Annotated in this window: 21 protein-coding genes and 1 pseudogene; 18 read left to right on the top strand and 4 right to left on the bottom strand. The window is 65.4% G+C overall.

What is annotated here, in order from left to right:
• Positions 1–364: 364 nt before the first annotated feature.
• Genes TX88_RS34330 through TX88_RS19735 form a run of 4 tightly spaced genes read left to right on the top strand, consistent with a single transcriptional unit; the run spans position 365 to position 4253 of the window.
• The gene (locus tag TX88_RS34330; protein ID WP_162563168.1) at positions 365–1129 is read left to right on the top strand and encodes a hypothetical protein; all 765 of its coding nucleotides are present in this window, start codon (positions 365–367) and stop codon (positions 1127–1129) included.
• A complete protein-coding gene (locus TX88_RS34325) occupies positions 1110–2123 on the top strand; it encodes a hypothetical protein (RefSeq protein WP_162563167.1) in 1014 nt (337 codons plus the stop codon). The genes TX88_RS34330 and TX88_RS34325 overlap by 20 nt, the downstream gene beginning before the upstream one ends.
• Complete coding sequence (locus TX88_RS19740; RefSeq protein ID WP_044518906.1) at positions 2123–2740, top strand: hypothetical protein; 618 nt, start codon at positions 2123–2125, stop codon at positions 2738–2740. Before TX88_RS34325 ends, TX88_RS19740 begins: the two co-directional genes overlap by 1 nt.
• Positions 2709–4253, top strand: a complete 1545-nt coding sequence (locus TX88_RS19735; RefSeq protein WP_044518905.1) for a hypothetical protein — start codon at positions 2709–2711, stop codon at positions 4251–4253. The genes TX88_RS19740 and TX88_RS19735 overlap by 32 nt, the downstream gene beginning before the upstream one ends.
• 245 nt (positions 4254–4498) lie before the next feature.
• On the opposite strand, the gene TX88_RS19730 is transcribed toward TX88_RS19735, so the two are convergent.
• Positions 4499–5071, bottom strand: coding sequence for a VldE C-terminal domain-containing protein (locus TX88_RS19730; protein WP_044518904.1), 573 nt, complete (start codon positions 5069–5071; stop codon positions 4499–4501).
• A gap of 429 nt (positions 5072–5500) precedes the next feature.
• Between TX88_RS19730 and TX88_RS19725 the strand changes: the two genes are divergently transcribed.
• From TX88_RS19725 to TX88_RS19705, 5 genes are all read left to right on the top strand, one after another.
• Positions 5501–6865: a flavin monoamine oxidase family protein gene (locus TX88_RS19725; RefSeq protein ID WP_044518903.1), complete on the top strand. Its 1365-nt coding sequence runs from the start codon at positions 5501–5503 to the stop codon at positions 6863–6865.
• Between the two features lie 103 nt (positions 6866–6968).
• Positions 6969–8276, top strand: coding sequence for a GlnX family signal transduction membrane protein (locus tag TX88_RS19720; RefSeq protein WP_044518902.1), 1308 nt, complete (start codon positions 6969–6971; stop codon positions 8274–8276).
• Entirely contained in the window at positions 8276–9217 is a 942-nt protein-coding gene (locus TX88_RS19715) for a glutamate ABC transporter substrate-binding protein (protein ID WP_044518901.1), read from the top strand. Before TX88_RS19720 ends, TX88_RS19715 begins: the two co-directional genes overlap by 1 nt.
• A 1-nt stretch (position 9218) precedes the next feature.
• Complete coding sequence (locus tag TX88_RS19710; RefSeq protein ID WP_044518900.1) at positions 9219–11213, top strand: serine/threonine-protein kinase; 1995 nt, start codon at positions 9219–9221, stop codon at positions 11211–11213.
• Positions 11214–11292: 79 nt separating this feature from the next.
• Entirely contained in the window at positions 11293–11613 is a 321-nt protein-coding gene (locus TX88_RS19705; RefSeq protein WP_044518899.1) for a DUF732 domain-containing protein, read from the top strand.
• Between the two features lies 1 nt (position 11614).
• On the opposite strand, the gene TX88_RS19700 is transcribed toward TX88_RS19705, so the two are convergent.
• Positions 11615–12253 carry a TetR/AcrR family transcriptional regulator gene (locus TX88_RS19700; RefSeq protein ID WP_044519599.1) on the bottom strand — a complete coding sequence of 213 codons (639 nt, stop codon included), beginning with the start codon at positions 12251–12253 and terminating at the stop codon, positions 11615–11617.
• 80 nt (positions 12254–12333) lie between these two features.
• Between TX88_RS19700 and TX88_RS19695 the strand changes: the two genes are divergently transcribed.
• Complete coding sequence (locus TX88_RS19695; RefSeq protein WP_044518898.1) at positions 12334–13548, top strand: oxygenase MpaB family protein; 1215 nt, start codon at positions 12334–12336, stop codon at positions 13546–13548.
• Positions 13549–13560: 12 nt separating this feature from the next.
• On the opposite strand, the gene TX88_RS19690 is transcribed toward TX88_RS19695, so the two are convergent.
• On the bottom strand, positions 13561–14217 hold the full coding sequence (locus TX88_RS19690) for a VldE C-terminal domain-containing protein (protein WP_409365885.1): 657 nt from the start codon (positions 14215–14217) through the stop codon (positions 13561–13563).
• 92 nt (positions 14218–14309) lie between these two features.
• Positions 14310–14561 carry a hypothetical protein gene (locus TX88_RS19685; protein WP_044518896.1) on the bottom strand — a complete coding sequence of 84 codons (252 nt, stop codon included), beginning with the start codon at positions 14559–14561 and terminating at the stop codon, positions 14310–14312.
• 84 nt (positions 14562–14645) lie between these two features.
• On the opposite strand from TX88_RS19685, the gene TX88_RS19680 reads away from it, so the two are divergent.
• From TX88_RS19680 to TX88_RS19645, 8 genes and pseudogenes are all read left to right on the top strand, one after another.
• Entirely contained in the window at positions 14646–14852 is a 207-nt protein-coding gene (locus TX88_RS19680; protein ID WP_044518895.1) for a three-helix bundle dimerization domain-containing protein, read from the top strand.
• A 343-nt stretch (positions 14853–15195) separates the two neighbouring features.
• Positions 15196–15958, top strand: a pseudogene (locus TX88_RS19675) (MlaE family ABC transporter permease).
• On the top strand, positions 15955–16797 hold the full coding sequence (locus tag TX88_RS19670) for an ABC transporter permease (protein ID WP_044518893.1): 843 nt from the start codon (positions 15955–15957) through the stop codon (positions 16795–16797). Before TX88_RS19675 ends, TX88_RS19670 begins: the two are co-directional and overlap by 4 nt.
• 5 nt (positions 16798–16802) lie before the next feature.
• Positions 16803–18182: an MCE family protein gene (locus TX88_RS19665; protein WP_044518892.1), complete on the top strand. Its 1380-nt coding sequence runs from the start codon at positions 16803–16805 to the stop codon at positions 18180–18182.
• Positions 18179–19207, top strand: coding sequence for an MCE family protein (locus TX88_RS19660; protein WP_044518891.1), 1029 nt, complete (start codon positions 18179–18181; stop codon positions 19205–19207). The genes TX88_RS19665 and TX88_RS19660 overlap by 4 nt, the downstream gene beginning before the upstream one ends.
• Positions 19204–20529, top strand: a complete 1326-nt coding sequence (locus TX88_RS19655; protein WP_210741294.1) for an MCE family protein — start codon at positions 19204–19206, stop codon at positions 20527–20529. The genes TX88_RS19660 and TX88_RS19655 overlap by 4 nt, the downstream gene beginning before the upstream one ends.
• Positions 20526–21815: a virulence factor Mce family protein gene (locus TX88_RS19650; RefSeq protein ID WP_044518889.1), complete on the top strand. Its 1290-nt coding sequence runs from the start codon at positions 20526–20528 to the stop codon at positions 21813–21815. The genes TX88_RS19655 and TX88_RS19650 overlap by 4 nt, the downstream gene beginning before the upstream one ends.
• Positions 21812–22933 (top strand): MCE family protein, encoded by a 1122-nt coding sequence (locus TX88_RS19645; protein WP_044518888.1) that lies wholly within the window; start codon positions 21812–21814, stop codon positions 22931–22933. Before TX88_RS19650 ends, TX88_RS19645 begins: the two co-directional genes overlap by 4 nt.
• Position 22934: the final 1 nt, after the last annotated feature.

The raw sequence follows: 22934 nt of genomic DNA, 5'->3' as shown, positions 1-22934 counted from the left end.
CCTGAATCGAGTGGCCAAGGGGCCAACTATCCCACGTTGCTTGCCCTGGAGGACGCGTCGATGGCCGCATCTTGAATAACGAGCGAAGGCTGACGGCTCTAGACACTGGCATATCCGTGGCGGCCACCCGATGGTTGGTCGCGCACGGCAGGTGCCTGCTTGGTTGAGCTCCGTTTCTCGTACCCGCAACCCCACCCATCTCGGAGCGGCGAGAACTGTGCGTCAGCACTTCTGACGGGTCCTATGATTAGCAGCCGTTGTAGGTCGGTCACCGTGGCAGGACAGGGCCTTCGGTTGAGGGGGTTTGACAGATTTCTGGACGAGAGGCCCTCTGCGGTCAGCCAGCATTGAGGAAGTGCCCCAGATGAGGATCCACAAGGTGCTCCTCGTCATCACAGTAGTTGTCACAGTTCCCGCATTCGGCGCCCTAATCTTCTATGTCGCATTTGCGTTAGGGCGCGTCTCGACCGTGCCGGGCAGCACTGACTTCTGGAAGACATTTGGACCACCAATTGCGACGTTTGCCGCTGCAATTGCGACGGTCTGCATTGGTCTTGTCGCGTTCTTCGGGGCGGTGTACTCCACCTATCACCTAGCGAAAAGCAATGAAGCCACTCGCAAACAGACGGCGGCGGACAATAAGGCGACCCGAGAACAGACGGCGACAGACAACAAGGCCACCCGAGAACAGACGGCGACAGACAATGAAGCCACCCGCAGGCAGACAGCCAGAGACAATGAAGCCACTCGCAGGCAGACAGCGGCAGACAACGAAGCCACTCGGAAACAGACATCGAGAGACAACGAAGCCACCCGCCGACAGACGTCAGCAGACAACAGAGATGCTCGTCGACAGACAGCAACGGACAACGAAGCGAGTCGTAGACAAACAGCACGAGACGAGGAACTCGCCAGATGCTGGGATAGGTTTACCTGGCTGGTCGACCGCCTTGGCGGAACCTCGGCAGATAATGCGCAAGTTGCGACAGCGCCTAGCCTCTTCCCCGCTGACGTAGTCGTGGAGATTGCCATCAGTCTCGAAGCTGACGCCGACCGATTGGAAGACGAGAGCCTGAGGACGGCAGTACGCCTCTACCAACAAAGTCTTGGTGAACAGTTCGAGTTCTGACCTGCGCGTCTACTATGGAAATGGCCAAATGACGAACATCGCTCTCAGAATGAACAAGATGACGAACCCGCTTCGACTGCAGATCGAGGGAATGGAGCCGCGCAGGTACGCCCGAGCGGCCAAGAGGGCTGCCAAAGCGGCGGAAACCTCCGCCCGCAAGGAGGGCATCGAGGTGTCGGCTCGTATACGGCATCTGCTTGATTCCACAGAGGAGCAGTTAGCCGGCGAGCAACGTGCGCGGCTCGCAGCGCGGGCCGAGGGCGGCTCGCCAGCGGGTGGCGAAGCGGGCGGGAATCCGGCTGCACAATCCGAGTCGCGTCCAGACAAGGGACTCGAACTTCACAACCCTCTAACGCCTTCCGTGGAAGCGTCGACCGGCTTGGCGACGGCGGCGCGGGCGGCCGTGCTTACGTTACTTCCCACTACACTTCCCACTACTCTGTCCGGCCTCGGTCCTTCAGCGGCATCAGTCAGTGCAAGCCTTGCCACCACTTTCGGTCCGAGTCTGCTGTCCATCTGGTTGCAAGGCGAAGAAGGCCAGGAGAGGTCGGTTTTCGTAGAGGCAGCGGTTGAACGGCCCATCGGCCGAGATCTGCCGCTCCTAAAGGGCGAAGGGATGATGTCGGCGGATGGTTGCTGGCGAGTGAGCTGGACTGACGCCGGTGATCTGTCGGTGATCGTGAGAGGCGACGAGCCATGGTCAACGCCAGTTGCGGACGAGGATGTAGTGACTGTCGATCCCGCAACGGGGACGATCGTCGTAAAGGGTACGAATCCGCGTTCAGTGTGGACGAAGAACCCAATTGAGGCTGCACATAGATCCATCGGCCGCCGCGTGGGGGATCATGTCCAGGTCATTCGTATCCGCTGCCACGAACGCAGTTTCGCTCCGACCGTTATCGCTAGTCCGACATGGGAACGGATCCGTTCGATGGCGGGCGGCTTCATAGAAGATGAGGTGCACGAAGCACTGCCAACCGCCGACGTCGTTTGATGAGCGAGGACTTCGGTGGTCCTCTAGGCGAGGTCTGGATCGCTCCCCGAGAGTACGAATTGGGAGCGGAGCGGTGGCAGTCCGCTGCGATCGAACAACTAGCGCGGGCGATCGACCCTCTCCTTGGTCAGGTTGGCCGTGAAACCTTGCATGACCTGCCTGAGCCCGAGGATGAACAGGCATCCACCCCTAGCTCAGAGACGCCTCTGTTCCGTAGCGTGCGAATTGAGCACCAGTGGACGTGGAGCGCGGAAGACGTACTCAAGTTCGACGTCGACTCGTACCTTTGTCAGCTCTACGAAACGGCAGAATCTGTTGGGGGGCAGATGGTGAGCGCGATGCTCCACCACATAAGCGCAATCGCCGATGAATATGGACAGACACTCAGCGCCGAAGGGCGTAATTTCTACGATCTGCTAATCGAAGTTGCTGAGAAGATGGACATCGATTTCGATGATGACGGCAAGCCCACGACGATGATTGTGGTCAATCCAGAGACATATAAGAAGTTACAAGCGGATGGCCCGACACCCGAGCAAGAAGCGAAGTTGCAGACAGTGTTTGATCTGAAGCGGAAGGAGTGGAGTGCTTCGCGCAGTCGTAGAGACCTTCCTTGATTCGCTAAGCGAGCGTGAGTTTGATGCGCCTCTGTTGGCAATATTGGCAACTAGGGGCTTTTACGACATCCACTACATCCATGGAGCTTTCGAGTTTGGTAAGGATGTCATCGCCAAGAAAAAGGACCCGCATAGCGGAGACGTCTTCCAGTACTCTATTCAGTCGAAGGCAGGCAATGTGAGTCAGTCTGACTGGCGCACGATCCGGCCCCAGATCGAGGAGTGTGAGTACAACACGCGCGCGCACCCCTCCTTCGATGAGACCTTGCCGCGCGTTGCTGTCCTCGTGACTACAGGTCGTCTCAAGGGCAGCGCACCCATCGATGCGCAAGAGTTCAAAAGGAGCTGTCAGGCAAGAGGCCTTGCGGAGTTTGAGATTTGGGATCGGGAGGATGTTCTCCTGTGGTTGTCTACAGATCCGTCGCTCGGCCTAACGGCAGCCGACGTCCAGGACGACCTAATTGCAGTTGTCAGCAAGATTCGGAATAGGGACGTGACGGAGCCCAGCCTCGAGAGATTCTCTCGGACATGGCTCGTCGGAGAACCTGACAGGATTAGGCTCGCTCGAGCCTCCATTGAAGCCTCGATCTTGTGCAACGCACTCAGGCAAACTCAACGGCTCGATCTGGCGGCGTTGATGTCACTTCACCTCCACCGAGCCGCTTGGCGTCCGCTTGAGGGAAAGGACGTAGCCCGTTCTACTGAGTCGGAGTCCGCGATCCGGTTGTTCATCTCTTACTCGTCCGAGATATTGAACCAAGTCGAACCTTTTCTTAGCGACCCGCTTGAACTACTCCGAACTCTCATGAGTCCAGTTGCCATCGCGACATATTCGGCCGCGTGTATGCGACTGCTAGAGCTGCTCGGCTTGCTAGCTCTGGAGGCAGACGGCGAGCTGTCGAGTCGAGCTAGTAGGGCTGTCATTCAGCTGTGCGCCAACCATCCTGGTTCCTGGCGGCCTCCGGCGGATCAATTTGCAGCTTCGTTGATACCGCCAGTCGTTGTGATTGCGAATAGTGACAGTCACTCTGCAGCGATGTATCTCAAATCGGTCAGTAGCTGGCTGCTTGACCGGCATGACTCCCGTTGCAACGGACTGGGATTAGCCAGTTTGGATGAGAACGAACAGGTCGCTGTTGAGCGCTTGCTTGGTGGCGCTCTCGAAAGCACGGAATTGGACCGTCGGCGTTCGAGCTATGTCGCAACCGTGGTACTGGATCTGCTGTTAATTCTCGGATTCGATGAGCTGTATCAGGCAGTTCTCGCCAACGTTCGTGCACTGCAGATTCATCCAATCATCACTCGAGCGAACGAGTCGGACGAAAAGTGGATCCGTGGTGGCGGGCGGGTTTGGCCGCAGTCGAACATCGGTTACGAAGATGAAGGCGGCAAGAGACCGGAGCACCACTCGCTAGAACCGCCGGCCACGGCCAGCGACACGCTACTCTTGTCGGCGGTGGCCCGCAGCAGACACTACCCCCAGGCAATTAGCGAGCTTGTCCACCCCGTCTAGTGCGATCAACAATGGTGCATTATGGAATTGGAAGCCCATTTCGAGACGCTGTGCCTCTCATTTGCCGGTGCGATCGACAATCCGCTTGGCACCCCGAGGATCCTGAGACGGCTCGCACGAAGTGCCGCGGCCTGTGGGTAGCTGAGGTTGGAAATGCCAGCCTATTCGCCCACTCGGTGCTGATTCAGAGAGCTGATAAGTAACAAGCAACGGACGGGTTGATTCAAGCGCTATTTGGCCGTGTATCACGTCAGGTACGTTTCGTGCCCTTTGGGGAATCCACCGCCGTTGGTGGCAATGTGCACGTGGTCGTAGTGGTTGGCGGTAGCTCCGCCGCGATCCGACATCATTCGCGGGGCCTTGCCGTGGGAGTAGATCTGCTGCCGGAAGATCACGTGGTTCACGCCGAACCGATCGGCATTGTCGAGGACGTAGGCGACGATCCGGTCTCCGAGGGCTTTGCCCTCCGGAGTGCTGTAGTTCGGGATCATCACGTCGATCGCCAACCCGTTCGGGTGCCACTTCATGGAATCGGCCCGGACCCCGCCGATGTCCAGAATCTGGGGGAACCGCGCGCTGACCGCGCGGGCCGCCAGGATGGTCTCGATCTGGAGGCCCTTTTCCGAGGCCCGGCCGGCGGGCAGCGGGAACCGCATGTTCCGGCGCACGGCGCGGTCGGCACGCGCAGCGGGTGCCGCAGGCGCGGCTGCCGGCTGGACGGCTGGGGGTGCGACAACCTCGGCACCGCCCTTGGTGGCCGGCACGGTGTCTGCGCCGACGACGAGGAGTGCGGCGGCAGGCACGACGACGGCAGCCATCGCTGCAGATCGGCGGCGCCGATCCTTTTTCAACTGGTGTCTACCCACGAGGACCGGACCCTACCGGCGGGGTGGACCATCCCCGGAATCGCGAAGTTGTCTGGTGCTGTCGATGGCAACTAGTTCGGCGGGTAGCCGTCAACCGATGCTTGACGCGCACGGGCGTCGGGCGAACGCGAGGTGAACAATGGGCGAACCCCGGCGTATTGGCAGGTCAGAAATCATCGCACACGCGGTCGCCGGTCCGGATTTCCGTGGGCGGGCACGGTGTGCGAGCGGGCCCGAAGGGGGCTCGATCGGAGTGACGTGTGCCCAGATGGGCAAAATTTATGGCATTTACCACACCAGTCGGTCAACAGTGCCTACGCCGCGGCTGACGACGGCGTAATTTGAGCGAATCAAGCCCCGTCGAAAACGGGAGGTCGAGCCATGACAGATGTCGACTGTTGCGTGGTGGGCGCGGGCTTCGCAGGCCTCGCCGCGGCCTTGCGGCTCAAACAGGCGGGCCGCTCCGTGGCCCTGCTCGAGGCGCGTGACCGGGTCGGTGGCCGGACCTTCACCGAGGTGCTGGATGACGGAACGTGGATCGACCGCGGTGGGGCCTGGATCGGGCCGGGGCAGGACCGCATCAAGGCCCTGATGGCCGAGTTCGGCGTCGAGGAGTACAAGGAGTACGTCGACGGCGACGCCATGATGATCCTCGACGGCAAACAGCACCGCTACTCCGGCACGATTCCGTGGGCGATGAGCCCGTGGGCGATCGCCAACCTCGGCGCCGGACTGCTCGAGGTGGAGCTGATGTGTAAGACCATTCCGTTCGATGCCCCATGGGAGGCGAAGAAGGCGGTCGAGTGGGACCGGATCAGCCTGGGGGAGTGGATCAACCGTCACATGCGCTCCAAGCAGGCGCGCGAGATGCTCGAGATGGCGCTCGCAGGCATCTACACCTCGGCGGGATCCGAGGTGTCGTTGTTGTGGGCGCTTCACCAGATGGGGTCGGGCGGCGGTCCGGGCTTCGTCATCTCCAACAAGGGCGGTGCCCAGGACGCGCGGGTGCGCGGTGGCATGGGCGCCGTCTACGGACCGATGGCAGCCGAACTGGGCGGCGCGCTGCACCTTTCGCAACCGGTGCACCTCATCTCGCACGACGACGACGGCGTGACGGTGCACGCCGACAGCCTGACGGTGCGAGCCCGGCAGGCGATCGTCGCCGTCCCGCTGGCTGTGGCGAGCCAGATCATCTATGAGCCAATGCTTCCCGTGGACCGGATGTTCCTCCACCAGCGGATGCCCAGCGGTGCCGTCTTCAAGATCTCGGTCATCTACGACACGGCATTCTGGCGGGCCGACGGGCTGTGCGGACAGTCCGCCGCACCCGGCAGCCCCGCGACGCTGACCATCGACGCCTGCACCGACACCGGCACTCCCGGCATCATGTGCGTCATCACCGAGGGGCCCGCCGCCCGCAGGCTGGGGCTGCTGGACGCCGCCGAGCGCAAAGCTGTCGTGATCGGTGAGTTGATCGACCGGTTCGGTCCGAAGGCCGCGTCACCGGTGGGCTATCACGAGCAGAACTGGACGGTCGAAAGGTATTCGGGTGGCGGGATGATCAGCCACGCCCCGCCCGGTGTGCTCACCGAGTTCGGGCCCGCGCTGCGCGCCCCGTGCGGACGGATCCACTGGGCCGGCACGGAGAGTTCGGCCATCATGTGCGGCTGGATCGACGGTGCGGTGCGGTCGGGTGAGCGTGCCGCCGCCGAGGTGCTGGCCGCCGAGAGCGTGGCGGCCGCGTAATAAAGCCCACGTAGCGCGTTTGCGGGGGCTACCGTGCATTCGTCGGCGTTCGATCGAGTCCGGTATCGCTGTTCCGGGCCAGCCCGCGACGAGGTGATGTCGAGTGCACAGCGGTGAGTTGGAGAGTCGGCAGGCGCTCACACTCGACGAGTCCGTGCTGGCCGACGCCGAGGAACCAGACCGCCCGGTTGTCGACTTCCTGCGGGCCACGCCCGGTCGGATCGCGGTGCTGGCCGTCATCGTGATCGCGGCGGTGCTGACCGTGGGCGTGGCGGCATCGGCGACGGCGGCCGATCGGCAACGCGAGCTTCAGACCCTGCGGTCACACACCGAACCGCTGGCCGATGCCGCACAACGGATCTACAGTGCCCTGTCGTCCGCCAACACGACCGCGGCCACCGCCTTTCTGGCCGGCGGTGTGGAACCGCGCGAAGTCCGCGATCGCTACGACGCTGCGGTCGGAGAGGCCTCAGCCGGCCTGGTTACGGCATCGAATGGGGTGTCGCCCAACGATATCCAGTCGCTGACATTGCTCACCGACCTGTCCAACCAGCTGGCGGTCTACACCGGCATGATGGGGACCGCTCGTGCGGCCAACCGCGACGGCCGCCCGATCGGCGTCGCGTACCTGAGCGAATCGTCGACGCTGCTGCAGCAGTCGATGCTCCCGGACGCCGAGCGGTTGTACCGGACGCAGGCCGAAGCCGTCATGGCATCGGGACGGTCGGCCGCCGCGCCTCCTGCGTTGATCGCGGGAGCCGCACTGGCAGTGGGGTTGTTGCTGTTCGCGCAGGTCTTCGTCGCCCGGCGCAGCCATCGGCGCATCAACCCCGGTCTGCTGTTGGCATCGGTGTTGATGATTGTGCTCGCTGTGTGGCTGATGGTGGCCGGACTCGTTGTGACGCACGCCGTCAACGGTGCCCGCGCGGCCGGAGGTGAGCCGCTCGAATCGGCGGTGACCGCCCGGATCCTGGTGCAGCAGGCCCGTGCGGACGAAATCCTCGGGCTGCTCAAACGCGGCTCCGACACACTCTCCGACATCCGATTCGAAGAACGGACCACACAGGTGGGACGGATCCTCGACAGACATGCGGTGAACGGGGCGCAGGACGCGCTGCACGGCTGGAAAGCCGCACACAGCGAGATCCGCGGAAAGCTGGGCAGCGGTGACTATCCCGGTGCCGTGGCGATCGCACGTGACGACGAAGTACAGGGTTCGACGGCACAGTTCACCCGGCTGGACCAGGCGTTGGGGGACGACATCGCACGATTGCGGGACCGGCAGCGCGACGGGATCACCCGCGCGTACGGGGCGCTGAGTGCGTTGCCTGCCGGTGCGGCGGCCATCAGTGTGCTGGCCGCGCTCGCCGTCGCCGCGGGCATCGCGCCGAGACTGAGCGAGTACCACTGATGCGGGTCGCAGCCGGACTCATCGTCGTCGCCGCGACCGTGGTGACGGGATGTTCCACGACGCATCCGCTCGTCCAGGTGTCGGCCTCGCTCACCACGATGCCGACGCCGAGCGGCGCCGTCGTGGCCTCCGGGGTTCGCGGCGTCCCGGTCGAGAGTTGCGATGCCACCGCGAGTTTGCGGCCTTCGGGGGTGTCCGGACCGGCAGTGCAGGCGATCCGGCAGCGGGGCCGGCTCATTGTCGGTATCGACCAGAACACCAATCTGATGAGTTTTCGCGATCCCGTGTCGGGTGAACTGACCGGTTTCGACGTCGACATCGCGCGCGAGGTGGCCCGCGACCTGCTCGGCGACCCCGCCAAGGTGGACTTCCGCCTGCTGACGTCGCCCGAGCGCATCACCGCCCTGCAGGACGGCACCGTCGACATCGTCGTGAAGGCGATGACGATCACCTGCACCCGCGCCGAGGAGATCGCCTTCTCCACGGTGTATTTCGATGCGCACCAACGGCTGCTCGTGCCCAAGGACTCGCCGATCCGGGGACCGGCTGACCTGGCGGGCAAGAGGGTGTGCTCGCAGGTGGACACGACATCGCTGGCCACGGTCGCCCGGGTGGCGCCGGCGGCGGTCCTGCTGGCCGTCCAGAATTGGGACGATTGCCTGGTCGCGCTGCAGCAGGGCCAGGCCGATGCGGTCAGTACCGACGACTCGATCCTGGCCGGGATGGCCGTGCAGGATCCGTACCTGCACCTGGCCGGTCCGAGTCTTGAGGATGAGCCCTACGGCATCGGCATCAACAAGTCGCGCCAGGATCTGGTCCGGGCCGTCAACGCGAGCCTGGACCGGATGCGGCAGGACGGGACATGGTTGTCGCTGTACCGGAAGTGGCTCACGGTGCTCGGCCCGCCGCCGAGTCCGCCTCTACCGAGGTATCGGGACTGACATGGCAGAGCAGGAGGGAACGCGCGCTGTCCTGGTGACCGAGTCGTCACCGGTCAAGGTCGAGGGCACCCGCCCGCGGTTGCGCACCGGGCGCCGTCGGATCGGGGATGGCCTGGTCGAGATCCCGATCCGGGAGGACATCGAGCCGGCCGGCGCGCTACTCACCAATCCCGTTGTCGCCGAGTCCAAACGGGAATGCAGTGGCTGCGGCCGGCCGGTGGGCCGGGGGACCGCAGGCGGGCCCGGGCCGTGCGAAGGGGTGTGCCCGCATTGCGGCGCGTTGTTCTCCTTCTCACCGCAACTGGAGACCGGCGAGCTGGTGGCGGGCCAGTACGAGGTCCAGGGTTGCATCGCCCACGGGGGAGTCGGCTGGATCTATCTGGCCGTCGACCGCAATGTCAGCGATCGGTGGGTGGTGCTCAAAGGTCTGCTCCAACCCGAAGCGCAACAGGCGCAGGCGATCGTCGTCGCCGAACGCCAGTTCCTGGCGATGGTGAACCACCCCGGCATCGTCAAGATCTACAACTTCGTCGAACACCCGGGGTTCGACGGGCGCCCGGTCGGCTACATCGTGATGGAGTACATCGGCGGGACCACCCTGGAAGCCATCCTCGGGAAACAGCGGGCGGTGTCCGGTGAAACAACCAAACAGATGATGCCGGTGGAGCAGGCGCTCGGATACCTGCTCGACGTCATGCCGTCGCTGGCGTATCTGCATTCACTCGGCCTGGTCTACAACGACCTCAAACCCGACAACATCATGCTCACCGAGGACAACATCGAGTTGATCGACATGGGCGCGGTGTCGGGTGTCGGGGATTTCGGGTACATCTACGGCACCAGAGGTTTTCAGGCACCCGAGATCGTCCGGACCGGACCGTCGGTCGCCACCGATGTCTACACGGTGGGCCGAACCCTGGCCAAGCTGACCGTCGACCTGTCCGACGATCGCTATGCCGAGACATTGCCCGCCCGCGACGAGGTGCCCTTGTTCGAGCGGTACGAATCCTTCTATCGGCTGCTCGCCCGCGCGACCAACCCCCGGCCGGCGCAACGGTTCTCGTCCGTCGACGAAATGGCGGACCAGTGCCGGGGCGTCCTGCACGAGATCATCGCCGAGCAGACGGGCTCGCCGAGTCCGCGGACGTCGACGCTGTTCAGCGTGGCGCGCTCCACATTCGGCGTCGATCTGGCGTTGCAGGGCACCGATGTGTTCGTCGACGGCCGGCGGCGCATCGTTGCGCTGGACGCCCGCGACGTCGCGGACGCCCTGCCGGAACCGGTACCGGTCGAGGACGCCGAGGACGAATGGCGGGAGGACTGGGACGACGGGATCGCCGGCCTGGCGTCCGGTGATCTCGGGGCGGCGCTGACGTGTTTCGAGCGGGTCGTGGCCCTGCTTCCGGGTGAGCCCGCACCCAAGCTGGCGGTGGCCGCGACTGCGGAACTGCTGCTGGCCGCCGACGACGTGCCGAATGCGGAACGGTTGCGGCAGTTGGCAGAACGGTCCTACCGGACGTTGTGGCGCACCGACCATGCGGTGGTCAGCGCGGCGTTCGGCTTGGCCCGACTGCTCGCCGGTCAGGGCGACCGGGCCGCCGCGATCCATGTACTCGATCACGTCCCGGTGACCTCACGCCACTACGGCGAGGCCCAACTGACGTCGGTGGTGATGCTGCTCGAGGGGCGGACCAACGCCGAGATCACCGAGGCGGAGTTGCGCGATGCCGCACGGCGCGTGGGCGGTCTGCCCGAGACCGAGCCGCGCGTTCTGCAGATCCGCGCGTTCGTTCTCGGTGTCGCGCTCGACTGGCTCCGGTCCGGCGCGCTGCCCTCGGCCGGCGAGCCGATTCTCGGCCATGCCTTCGACCAACGTGGTTTGCGCGTCGGCATCGAGGAGGTGCTGCGGGAGCTGGCGCGGCACTCGCCACGGCGGCGTCATCGCTACCGGCTTGTCGACGTGGCGAATTCGATCAGGCCCCCGAGCTGGATGTGAGGCCGGCACGATGAGATCCGGGCTGCGTCGACGGCGCGCGTCCGCGGGATCCTGGCGCGCATCTGACATTGTGACGAGCATGAAGGCGCTGATGATCTCCCTGATGGCGGCTGTGGCCGGGCTCGCCCTGGCCCCGGCGGCTCTCGCCGACGATCAGGGCTATCTCGCGGAGGTTTCCTCACTGGGCCTGCCGGTCTCCGATGACAACCGGGACGTTCTCGTGCAGCTTGGCCAGCAGGCGTGCCTGACTGCCCACGAAGATCCGGCGATGCGGCCCGGTGATCTGGCGATGCAGATCGCCGAGGCCCGGTCGGCATATCCGTTCGAGAAGGCCACGCTCGTGGTGACCGCGGCCCTGCACAACTACTGCCCGGATGTGACGGCCACACCGGGCGCGTGAGCTAGTCGCCCGACCGGGTGATCCCTCGCACCACCGCGACGCAGAGGTCGGCGCATTCGGCCGCGAGTTCCTCGGTGGTTTCCGTGGGATCCGCCAGCCAGGCTTCGATGATCTGGTTCACGCCCCCGACCATGAACTGTGCGCCGCGGCGCAACTCGGCAGGGCTCGGTGTCGCGGAATGCAGGACGTCGGGCGCAAGCTGGACGATCAGGCCGGTGATCATCTCCAGGATGTGTGTGCGGTGTTCTGCCAGTCCGGCGACGCTGCTCACGTCGCCGGTGGCGATGCGGTGGATGTGGGGGTCGGCCGCGATGATGTCGAGGAACGCGGTGAGCGCCGACCGCAGCTTGTCGGACAGCGTGCCCGGGTCCCCGACGCCCGCGTTCACCAGCGCGGTGAGCAGCTGATCCCGCACGTCGTCGGAAATGGCGAACAGCAAGGCGTCTCGGCTCTCGAACTGTTCGTAGAAGTAGCGCGAGGTCAGCCCGGCGGCGGTGCAGACGGCCCGCACGGTCACCTCGGTGATCCCGGATTCGCCCCAGATCTGGCGTCCGGCGGCGAGCAGCTTGCCTCGTCGTTCCGTGCGGCGATCGGCCGCACTGACGCCGCCGTAGCCGCGCACCACCTGTACGCGCTTCATTGACAGCACCCTACCCGGCGCCTAAATTCTGACTACGTACGTAGTCAGTCATCCCGGTCGGCTCTGTCCAGGAGGTCACGTTGAACATCCCGGCTCGTCATCCCGAACGGCCACTTGCCGTTCCCGGTGCCATTCGGACGTTCGCGATGATGCTGGGCGTCCGCAACCCCGACGCGCGGCAGTGGCGCCGGCTCGGCGAGCGATTGACGGTCGGGGACGAGCCGATGGACCGCCTGGTCGACTGGATGTCGTCGGCGGGGATGGCGCAGATGCGTCCCATGTTCGAGAAGGCGCTCGCCGAGGGCATCGACAACGTGCCCGACGCCCCGGAACCGTTGCGCGAGTTCTTCACCCGCGTCGAGACGGTCCCGGCGTGGGTGGACCGGGACAAGCTGCGCAAAGGGCAGCGCGCACTGCTCCGGGGCGGTTCCGACGGGATGTCGATCGCGCGCGATGTGTCTCTGCTCGGCGGTTACCAGTTCTCGGGGTTCAACAAGACCCTGCTGCGCACGGGTGCCCTGGAGAAGGGATCGAACAAGCGCTTCGCCGAGACGATGCAGTGGGCGATGGACGTCATCTCCGACGGCGGCCTCGACTCCCTTGGGGCCGGGTACCGGTCCACCCTGCACGTGCGGTTGATCCACGCGTTCGTGCGTCGGCACGTGGTGGCGATGCCGGACTGGCGTGCCGACGAGTGGGGTCTACCCGTCAACCAGACCGATATGGCCGCGACTCTGGTCGGTGCGCTCGTCGCACCGCCGGTGGCCTCGCTCGCGATGGGAATCCTCCCTGCGCCAGGCGAACTCGACGCCATCGCGCACCTGACCCGCTATGTCGGTTGGCTGATCGGCGTGGAGGACGAATGGCTGCCCAAGACCTTCCGCGAGAGCATCCGCGTGCTGTACCACACGTCCACCGCGCTGGCCGTTCCCGATGAGACGACGCGGCAGCTGTCGGTTCCGATGGCCGAGGACCCGCTGTCGTGGCACTACCGCGGTATCGGGGGCCTGCGTCGCCGCCTGGCGTGGGCACGGCACCTGTCGATCACCAGTGCGTTCCTCGGGCCCAGCGCGATGCGTGTCCTGGGGCTGCCGGCCTACATGCCGCCGTGGTATCCGCTGGTGAAGATGCCGGTCAATCTGATGCGCAGCGCCGCGGCGATCGCATCGCCGAGCGGCATGGATCGTGCGGTCTCCCGCGGACAACGCGAGCAACAAGCCCTGCTGCGAACCATCATCGGCGACACCGCGGCCAAGATCGGCGAGTCAGCGGTGCACGTGAGCAGCGCGGCCTGACCGCGAGTACGCCTAGCGCGTCATGGAGCCGATGAAATAGGTTTCGTGGCCCGTGGGGTAGCCGCCGCCGTCGGTGGCGATGTGGACGTGGTCGAAGTGGTTGAGGGTCTCGTTCCCGTAGTCGGCGGTCCAATGCGGCGCTCCGATGCCCGGATAGAGGCCCTGCCGCCAGATCACGTGCAGCACACCCCAGCGCTTGGCGTTGGCCAGGGCGAAACCAGCGATCTGGTTACCGAGTTCGATGCCCTCCTTGGAGTGATAATTCGGGATCATCACGTCGATCGCCAGACCGTTGGGATGCCACTTCAGCGCATCCTGCCGATACCCGCCGATGGTGGTGATCTCGGGGAACATCACCGCGATGGCGCGGGCCACCCAGATGGTCTTGACCTGTAGGCCGCCCTCGGGTGCCGGGCCCTTCGGTAGGGAGAACTGGAAGTCGCGGGCCACCACGGGTGCGCTGGCCGCCACCAACTCGGCTTGATGAGCCGCCGGCGCCGGCTGCTGCTGCTGTTGCTCTACGGGCGGCGGCGCCGCAGGGACCTCCGCGCAACATTTCGACTCGGTGTTCTGGACATAGACCATGCCCGCGGCAACGGTGACCGAGACCGCGAGTGCCAGCAACCGACCCCTGCCGCCGGCCAACCGTCGTTTCCCCACCGCAGCAATTTACTGCGGTCGCAAGCCCGGTGGGACAGGAACGGCGTCTGGCAACCTCATGTCTTTCTCCACGGCACCCGGAATTGGCCGAAATCGGGCCCTCAGGGCCCGCCCGGTGCGGTCTCGGCTTCGCGGTGCGGGCAGGTTTCGGGGAACCTGCGATGAATGGCGTCGATCAGGTGATGCGTCTCGTACAGATCGGCACGCAACTTGCCGACCTCGCGGCGATCGCATGCCGACGCTCGGCGCTTGCGCCGCTCCGCCTTCTCCAGGCGCGTCGACACGTCCTCCACGTGCCGCCACAACTCACCCAGAAGGGACTGAGCCTGCGCGGTGTCGGCGGAGTGATTCACGTTACGGATCGTGCCATCTGTGTCTCTGTTCCGCTCACTTCCCCAGATCTTGACTAACGGGAAGGTCCAGCGGATTCTGAAGCCATGGTCAGGATCAGCGAAGACATCATGATCGCCGAACTGCTGATCCGCCTCGGGGTGGCCTATCCCGACACGTCCGATGAGGACATCACGGGCTGCGTCCGCCGCGCCCAGGAGCGCTTCCAGTCCAGCCCCATCCGCGAGTTCGTGCCGTTGCTGGTGGAACGGCGTGCGCGAGCGGAGCTCGCCAGGCCGATCGTCGGGGTCTGACCGCAGCTCCAGGCCGGGGCAGGGCGCGGGCATCCTCCGCGCGACCAGGCCCGCCCGCAACAACTCGGATCGTCCTGATTTGATCGGCCTGAGCCGAACCCGCGCAAACGTTGCAGCCAGCGAGTATCGGTAATTGACGGCCATGTTTCCCGTTGACGTGCGTTGACAGCTAATCGGCCCACTCCTAACCTCCCGCCCAGGCTCGGCGACGATGGGAATGAATGTGGGATCCGCACGGGAGTGCTCGGACAGCGCGGCAACGACGCCGCTGTCGCCGTCATGCGTCGATGCCCCGCGGCGATCGGGGTAACCCCGTGCCCGTCTTCCTCGGCAGTCGGTCCTGATGGGGATCGCCTGGGCCAAACCCGCTTTCGCGGTCGGCGATTTCGTCGTCCTGGCCGGCGAGACCTTCGCCGCGATGGCGCGCCCGCCGTTCGCCTGGCGCGAGCTGCTCGATCAGATCTGGTTCGTGGCCCGGGTGTCGATCGTGCCCACCGTCGTGCTGTCCATCCCGTACACGGTGCTGATCGTGTTCACCCTCAACATCGTTCTGCTCGAGGTGGGCGCCGGTGACCTGTCCGGTGCCGGTGCCGCCCTGGCATCGGTGACCCAGGTCGGTCCGGTGGTGACCGCGATCGTGGTGTCCGGCGCTGCCGCCACCGCGATGTGCGCAGATCTGGGCGCGCGGACCATCCGCGAGGAGATCGACGCGATGAAGGTGATCGGGGTCAACCCGGTCCAGGCGCTCGTGGTGCCGCGCGTGATCGCCGCGACTTTTCGTTGCACTGATGCTGTATTCGGTGGTCGCGGTGGTCGGGCTCACCGGCAGCTACGTGTTCGTGGTCTACGTCCAGCACGTCACGCCCGGAGCCTTCGTCGCCGGTCTGACGCTGCTGACCGGCCTGCCGCAGGTTGTGGTGTCCCTGGTCAAGGCGCTGCTGTTCGGGCTGTCGGCCGGCCTGATCGCCTGCTACAAGGGGCTTTCGGTGGGCGGCGGCCCGACGGCTGTCGGCAACGCGGTCAACGAGACCGTGGTGTTCGCCTTCATGGCGCTGTTCTTCATCAACATCCTTGCCACCGCCTTCGGCGTGAAGGTGGCTCCGTGACAACCACTTCCGAGGACCGCGGGCCCGAAATCCTGAACCGGGCCGTGGACGGCACCCGCCGCGTGGGGGAGCAGACCGCCTTCTACGGCCAGGCGCTGTTGTCCACCGGGGATGCGTTGCGGCGCTATCCGGGCGAGGTTCTTCGGCTGATCGCCACGATGGGCATGGGCACCGGGGCGCTCGCGGTGATCGGCGGTACCGTCGTGATCGTCGGGTTCCTGACCCTGACCACCGGTGCGCTGATCGCCGTCCAGGGCTACAACACGCTGTCCAACGTCGGAATCGAAGCTCTCACCGGGTTTCTGGGCGCCTTTCTCAATGTCCGGTTCATCGCTCCCGCGACCGCGGGTGTGGCACTGGCCGCCACCATCGGCGCCGGTGCCACCGCGCAACTGGGCGCCATGCGGATCAACGAGGAGATCGACGCGCTGGAAGTGATGGGCATCCGGGCGATCACCTACCTGGCGTCCACCCGCATCGTCGCGGGGGTGATGGCGGTGGTGCCCATCTACACGGTCGCGGTGTTGATGTCGTTTCTGGCCACCAGGTTCGGCACCACGATCATCTACGGCCAGTCGCGGGGTGTGTACGACCACTACTTCACCACGTTCCTGCACCCGGCCGACCTGGTGTGGTCGTTCACCGAGGCGCTCGCGATGGCGGCTGCGGTGATGGCGATCCACACCTATTACGGCTACACCGCCACCGGTGGACCCGCCGGCGTCGGTGAAGCTGTCGGCCGCGCGGTCCGCACCTCGATCACCGCCGGGGTGTTCATCCTGTTGACCATCACACTGTCCGTGTACGGGCAGTCCGGAAACTTCCACCTGTCGGGGTAGCCGCGATGACCAATTCACCCCGGCGAGAAAAGATCGACCCGATCTGGTGGGCTCCGGTCCTGGTCATCGTGATCGTGGCCGTGACCGCCCTGACCGCACTGCTGTTCACCGGCACGCTGCGCCGTACCGTCCCGCTCACCCTGGTCTCCGATCGGGCCGGCCTGGTCATGGAGGACGGCGCCAAGGTCAAGCTTCGAGGTGTCCAGATCGGCGAAGTCTCGTCCATCGCAGCCGAAGCCACCGCGGGGGAGGCCGGCGCGAGGCTCAGACTCAAGATCGATCCCGACGATTTCGCGTACCTCCCCGGCAACGTCGAGGCGGAGATCAAATCCAGCACCGCCTTCGGTGCCAAATATGTCGACCTCATCGTCCCGGACGGCGGTGCGAGTCCCGAGCCGCTCCGACCGGGCGCGGTGCTGCACTCGCGCAACGTCACCGTCGAGGTCAACACCGTGTTCGAAAACCTGCAGTCCGTTGTCACCGCGATCGACCCGGCGAAACTCAACGCGGTCCTCGCCGCCGTCGGCGAATCCCTGCGGGGCAAAGGGGAAGTCATCGGCCAGGCCATCACCGACGCCAACAAGGTGCTGCTCGCGGTTAACCCCCGGATGGACACCATCCGTCAGGACTGGCAGTTGTTCGGAAAGACGACCCAGGCATACTCCGTTGCCGCGCAAGACATCCTGTCGGTCCTGGACTCCTTCTCGACGACGGCGAACACCATCAGCACCCACGCCGGGGCACTCGACGAACTCCTGCTGTCCGCGGTCGGCTTCTCCCGCTCGGGCATCGACACTCTCGGCGCAAACCAACCCAACCTCGTGCGTGCGCTGAACCTGCTCGATCCGACCACCGCACTGTTCATGAAGTACTCGCCCACCTACACCTGCCTGTTCCAGGGGGCGGTCTGGTTCCTCGAACACGGTGGCCGGGATGCACTGGGCGGTAACGGAAAATCGGTGATCATGGACGCGGCCCTGCTGGCCGGCGACGATCCCTACCGGTATCCGGACAACCTTCCGGTGGTCAACGCCACGGGCGGGCCCGGTGGCGGGCCGAGTTGCGGCTCGCTGCCGGACGTCAGCAAGAACTTCCCGGTTAAGTACCTGGTGACCGACACCGGGTTCGGCACGGGACTCGACGTCCGGCCCAATCCGGGCATCGGATTTCCCGGCTGGGCCAACTATTTCCCGGTCACCCGCGCGGTGCCGGAACCGCCGAGCATCCGCTATCCGGGCGCGCCCGCGCCCGGTCCGTTGCCGCCGTACCCGGGCGCACCCGCCTACGGCGCACCCGAATACGGGCCCGACGGAGCGCCGCTCTACCCACCGCCACCGGGCCCTCCGCCAGGTCCGTCACCGGCACCACAGGAGGGACAGCCATGAGGCGCGCGACTTTCCGCGTCGCGACGCGGGTGGTGCTGTTCACCGCACTGAGCCTGGTCTTCACCTTCATCCTGGTGACCGTGTTCGGACAGTTCCGGTTCGATTCACGCGCCTCCTACAGCGCGGTGTTCACCAATGTGTCCGGGCTCAAGGGCGGCAATTTCGTGCGCATCGCCGGCGTCGAGGTCGGCAAGGTCAAAGACCTCACGCTGCACAAGGACGGGACAGTCACCGTCGACTTCGCCATCGACAAGACCCTGACGCTGACCGAGGGAACCCGCGCCGCGGTGCGTTACGAGAACCTGATCGGCGACCGCTACCTGTCCCTGGACGAGGGACCCGGATCTGTTCGCAAACTTCAGCCGGGACAGTCGATTCCGCTGGAGCGCACATCGCCCGCACTGGACGTCGACGCCCTGATCGGCGGATTCCGGCCGTTGTTCCGTGCGCTGGACCCGGATCAGGTCAACGCGCTGTCCGGGGAACTGCTGAAGGTGTTCCAGGGGCAGGGCGGCACCATCTCGTCGGTACTGGCCCAGACCTCGGCGCTGACCACCACGCTGGCCGGGCGCGACCAGCTGATCGGTCAGGTGATCACCAACCTCAACACCGTGCTCGGCACGTTCGCCGAACGCGACGAACAGTTCGCCGAAGGTCTCGACAAGCTGTCGGAGCTGGTGGCCGGGCTGGCCGAACGCAAATCCGACATCGCCACCGGGACGGCCTACATCAACGCGGCCGCCGGCTCGGTGGCCGACCTGCTGACCACCGCGCGCGAACCGATCAAAGAGGCCGTGACCCAGACGGATCGGTTCTCCGGGCAGATCATGGCCGACCGGGACTACGTGGACGACCTGGTCAAGACCCTGCCCGACGCCTACCAGGTGCTCGCCAGGAACGGGCTCTACGGCGACTATTTCGGCTTCTACCTGTGCGACGCGATTCTCAAGCTCAACGGAAAAGGCGGCCAGCCGGTGTATGTCAAACTCGCCGGCCAGGATTCGGGACGGTGCACGCCGAAATGACGCGACTGACACTCAAGCGGTTCACCATCAAGTGGCCCACGATCAAGCCGCTGGCAGAGCGTAGCCGGCCGGCCGTCGGTGCCGTGGCCATCCTCCTGCTCGCTGCCGCGGTGCTGGCGGCCTTCTCCTACGACAAGATTCCGTTCATCAAGGGCACCTCCGACTACTCTGCCTACTTCTCAGAGGCCGGCGGCATCAAATCCGGTAGCGACGTGCGGGTTTCGGGCCTGAGCGTGGGTCGGGTCGCGCAGGTTCGGCTCCAGGGCGCCCGGGTGCTGGTGGACTTCACCGTCCGCGACGGCGTCGAACTGGGCGAGCGCACGGAGGCGGCGATCAAGACCGAGACCGTGCTCGGAACCAAGGTGCTCGAGCTGACCTCCCGAGGCGACGGCACCCTGACCGGACCCATCCCGATCGAACGGACCACCTCGCCCTACGACCTGCCCTCCGCGCTGGGGGATCTGACCACCACGATCAGCGGACTGGACACCACGCAGTTGTCCTCGGCGCTCACCACATTGGCGGACACGTTCCGCGACACCCCACCGGATCTGAAACTCGCGCTTCAAGGCGTGGCCCGGTTCTCGGACACGCTCAACGCCCGTGACGCCCAGCTGCGCAACCTGTTGGCCAACGCCAACAAGGTCACCGGTGTGCTCGCCAAGCGCAGCGACCAGATCGCCAACCTGGTGGTGACCACCAACGCACTCCTGGCCGAACTGCTGTCCCAACGTGACTCGGTCGACGCGCTGATGAACAACCTCACCGCGGTGTCACACCAGATCTCGGGTCTGGTCGCCGACAACCGCACGCAACTCAAACCCGCCGTCGACAAGCTCAACGGCGTGCTGGAGATCCTGGACAACCGCAAGGGCGAACTGCAGCGCACGCTGTATCTGCTGCGCCGCTATGCGATGTCGTTCGGTGAAGTGCTCGGGGCGGGACCGTTCTTCAAGGCGTCGCTGGTCAACCTGCTGCCCGGGCAGATCGCCCAGCCCTTCGTCGATTCCGCGTTCTCCGATCTGGGCCTGGATCCCAATGTGCTGCTGCCGTCGCAACTGGTCGACCCGGGTACCGGCCAGCCGGGTACCCCGCCGCTGCCGATGCCGTACCCGCGCACCGGACAGGGTGGGGAACCGAACCTGTACCTGCCCGACGCGATCACCGGCAAGCCGGGAGATCCGCGTTATCCGTACCGGGAACCACTGCCCGCTCCGCCGCCGGGTGGACCGCCGCCGGGACCACCCGCATCGGCCCCCGCACCAGGGGAACTCCCGCCGCCCAGTTTCGGGCCGCCGGTACCGGCCGAAGGCGGGCGGTGACCATGTCGACACGCGTACTGCGGACCGCAATCGCCTCGGCGCTGAGCGTCATCCTGGTCGTCGCGATCACCGTGGTGGCCACCCCGTGGTGGGATCGGGTCAGGGACAACACCTTCACCGCCTACTTCGACAACACCAACGGGCTCTACACCGGGGACGAGGTGCGCATCCTCGGCGTGGCGGTGGGAACCGTCGAGAGCATCGAACCCCAACCCGACGCCGCCAAGGTCACCTTCACGGTCGACAGGCAATACCCGGTGCCTGCCGATGTCCAGGCGGCGATACTGTCGCCGTCGTTGGTCAGCGCCCGCGCACTCCAACTCGTTCCGGCCTATGAGAGCGGCCCGAAACTGGCCGACGGCGCGGCGATTCCACGGGAACGCACCGCGGTTCCCGTCGAATGGGACGATCTGCGCCAGCAGTTGGAGAAGCTCACCGACTCCCTGCAGCCCACCACCCCCGGCGGGCCCAGCGCGGTCGGCGAGTTCGTCAACAGCGCGGCAGACAATCTGCGCGGCCAGGGCGATACCGCACGGGACACGGTGATCAAACTGTCGCAAGCGGTTTCGGCGCTGGGCGATCACAGCACCGACATCTTCAGCACCGTCCGCAATCTGCAACTGCTGGTGTCCGCGCTGACCTCGAGCAGCGATCTGCTGGCGTCGTTCAACACCAACCTGGCCGACATCAGCACCGTGTTGAGCAACAGCCCCGACGAGGTGGCCAACGCCACCCAGGCCCTCGACGTAGCGGTCAACGACCTGCGCGGGTTCGTCGCCGAGAACCGCGAGGGCCTCGGCGTCACGTTCGACCGCCTCAACGCGATCACCACCGCACTCAACGACAGCCGCGCCGACGTCAAGCAGGTCCTGCACATCGCGCCGACGGTGTTCCAGAACTTCATGAACATCTACCAGCCGGCGCAGAGCGCGGTGACCGGGATCCTGGCACCGGTCAATTTCGCCAACACCGTCCAGTTCATCTGCAGCGCAGTACAAGCCGCATCCCGGAAGGACTGGGAGCAATCGGCGAAGTTGTGCGTGCAATACCTCGCGCCGATCATCAAGAACCGCCAGTACAACTTCCCGCCGCTCGGGATCAATCCGTTCGTCGGGGCATCAGCGCGGCCCAACGAGATCACCTACAGCGAGGACCGGCTCAATCCGCACCTGCCGCCGGCGGCACCGGCACCGCCACCGGCACCTGCGGAATCCCAGCCTGCGCCTATCCAAACCGATCCCGCACTGGGGCTGCCCGGCCTGATGCTCCCCGGGGGGACCCCATGAGGCGGCTGGTGGTCGCGGCATTCGTCGTCGTATGCCTGGCGGTCATCCCGGGATGTGAATGGCGCGGGCTGAATTCGCTGAGCCTGCCGGGAACCGAGGGCAACGGAGACGGCTCCTACACCATCCAGGCGCAGTTGCCCGATGTGGTGGTGATCCAGCAGAACACCCGCGTGCGCGTCGGCGACGTCAACATCGGCAATGTCACCAAGATCGAAGTCCAGGACTGGCATGCCCTGGTGACGATGCGCATCGACGGCGGCGTCCACCTACCGGCCAACAGCACCGCCAAACTCGGACAGACCAGCCTGCTGGGCTCCATGCACATCGAACTCGCACCGCCGGTGGGCGAGGCGCCGCGCGGCGAACTCGCCGACGGCTCGGTGATCCCGCTGTCGGCCGCCGCCACCTATCCGACCACCGAGCAGACTCTCGCGTCGGTGTCGGTGCTCCTCAACGGCGGCGGACTGGCCCAGCTGCAGGAGATCAACCAGACCTTCGCGAAGGCGCTGGCGGGCCGGGAGAACGACATGCGCAGTCTCCTCGGCCAATTGGACATCTTCATCGCGGGGCTCAACGCCCAGACCGATGACATCATCACCGCCACCGAGAGGCTCAACTCGCTGGCCGGCCAGGTGGCGGCCCGGGACGACACCGTCGACACCGCGCTCACCACGATCCCGAAGGCGCTCGCCGTGCTGTCCGAGCAGCGCACCAAGATCGCCGATGCCGTCGACGCACTCGGAAAGTTCAGTGCGATCGCCACTTCGACCGTCGCCCAGACCAAGGAATCGCTCGTCGACAACCTGCGCAACATCGCACCGGTGCTGCGGGAACTCGCGAACGCCGGACCCGCCCTCACCCGGGGCCTGGACTTCCTGTCGACGTATCCGTGGGTGAAGAGCACGGTGGCCAACTGGTTCCGCGGCGACTTCGCCAACATCACGCTGGTGGTCGATCTGACCTTGAGCCGGATCGACAGCAGTCTGTTCACCGGAACCCGGTGGGAAGGCAACCTCACCGAACTCGAAATGCAGTGGGGCCGCACGATCGGCCAGATGCCCAGCCCGTACACGGCGGGCAACCCGCTGATCGCTCCCTACCGGTGGGGGGCGTACTGAC

Origin of the sequence: Mycolicibacterium septicum DSM 44393, assembly GCF_000455325.1 — a bacterium.
GTDB classification, from domain to species: domain Bacteria; phylum Actinomycetota; class Actinomycetes; order Mycobacteriales; family Mycobacteriaceae; genus Mycobacterium; species Mycobacterium septicum.
Note: the sequence above shows the minus strand (reverse complement) of the source record. Positions and strands in the feature narration are given on the sequence as shown.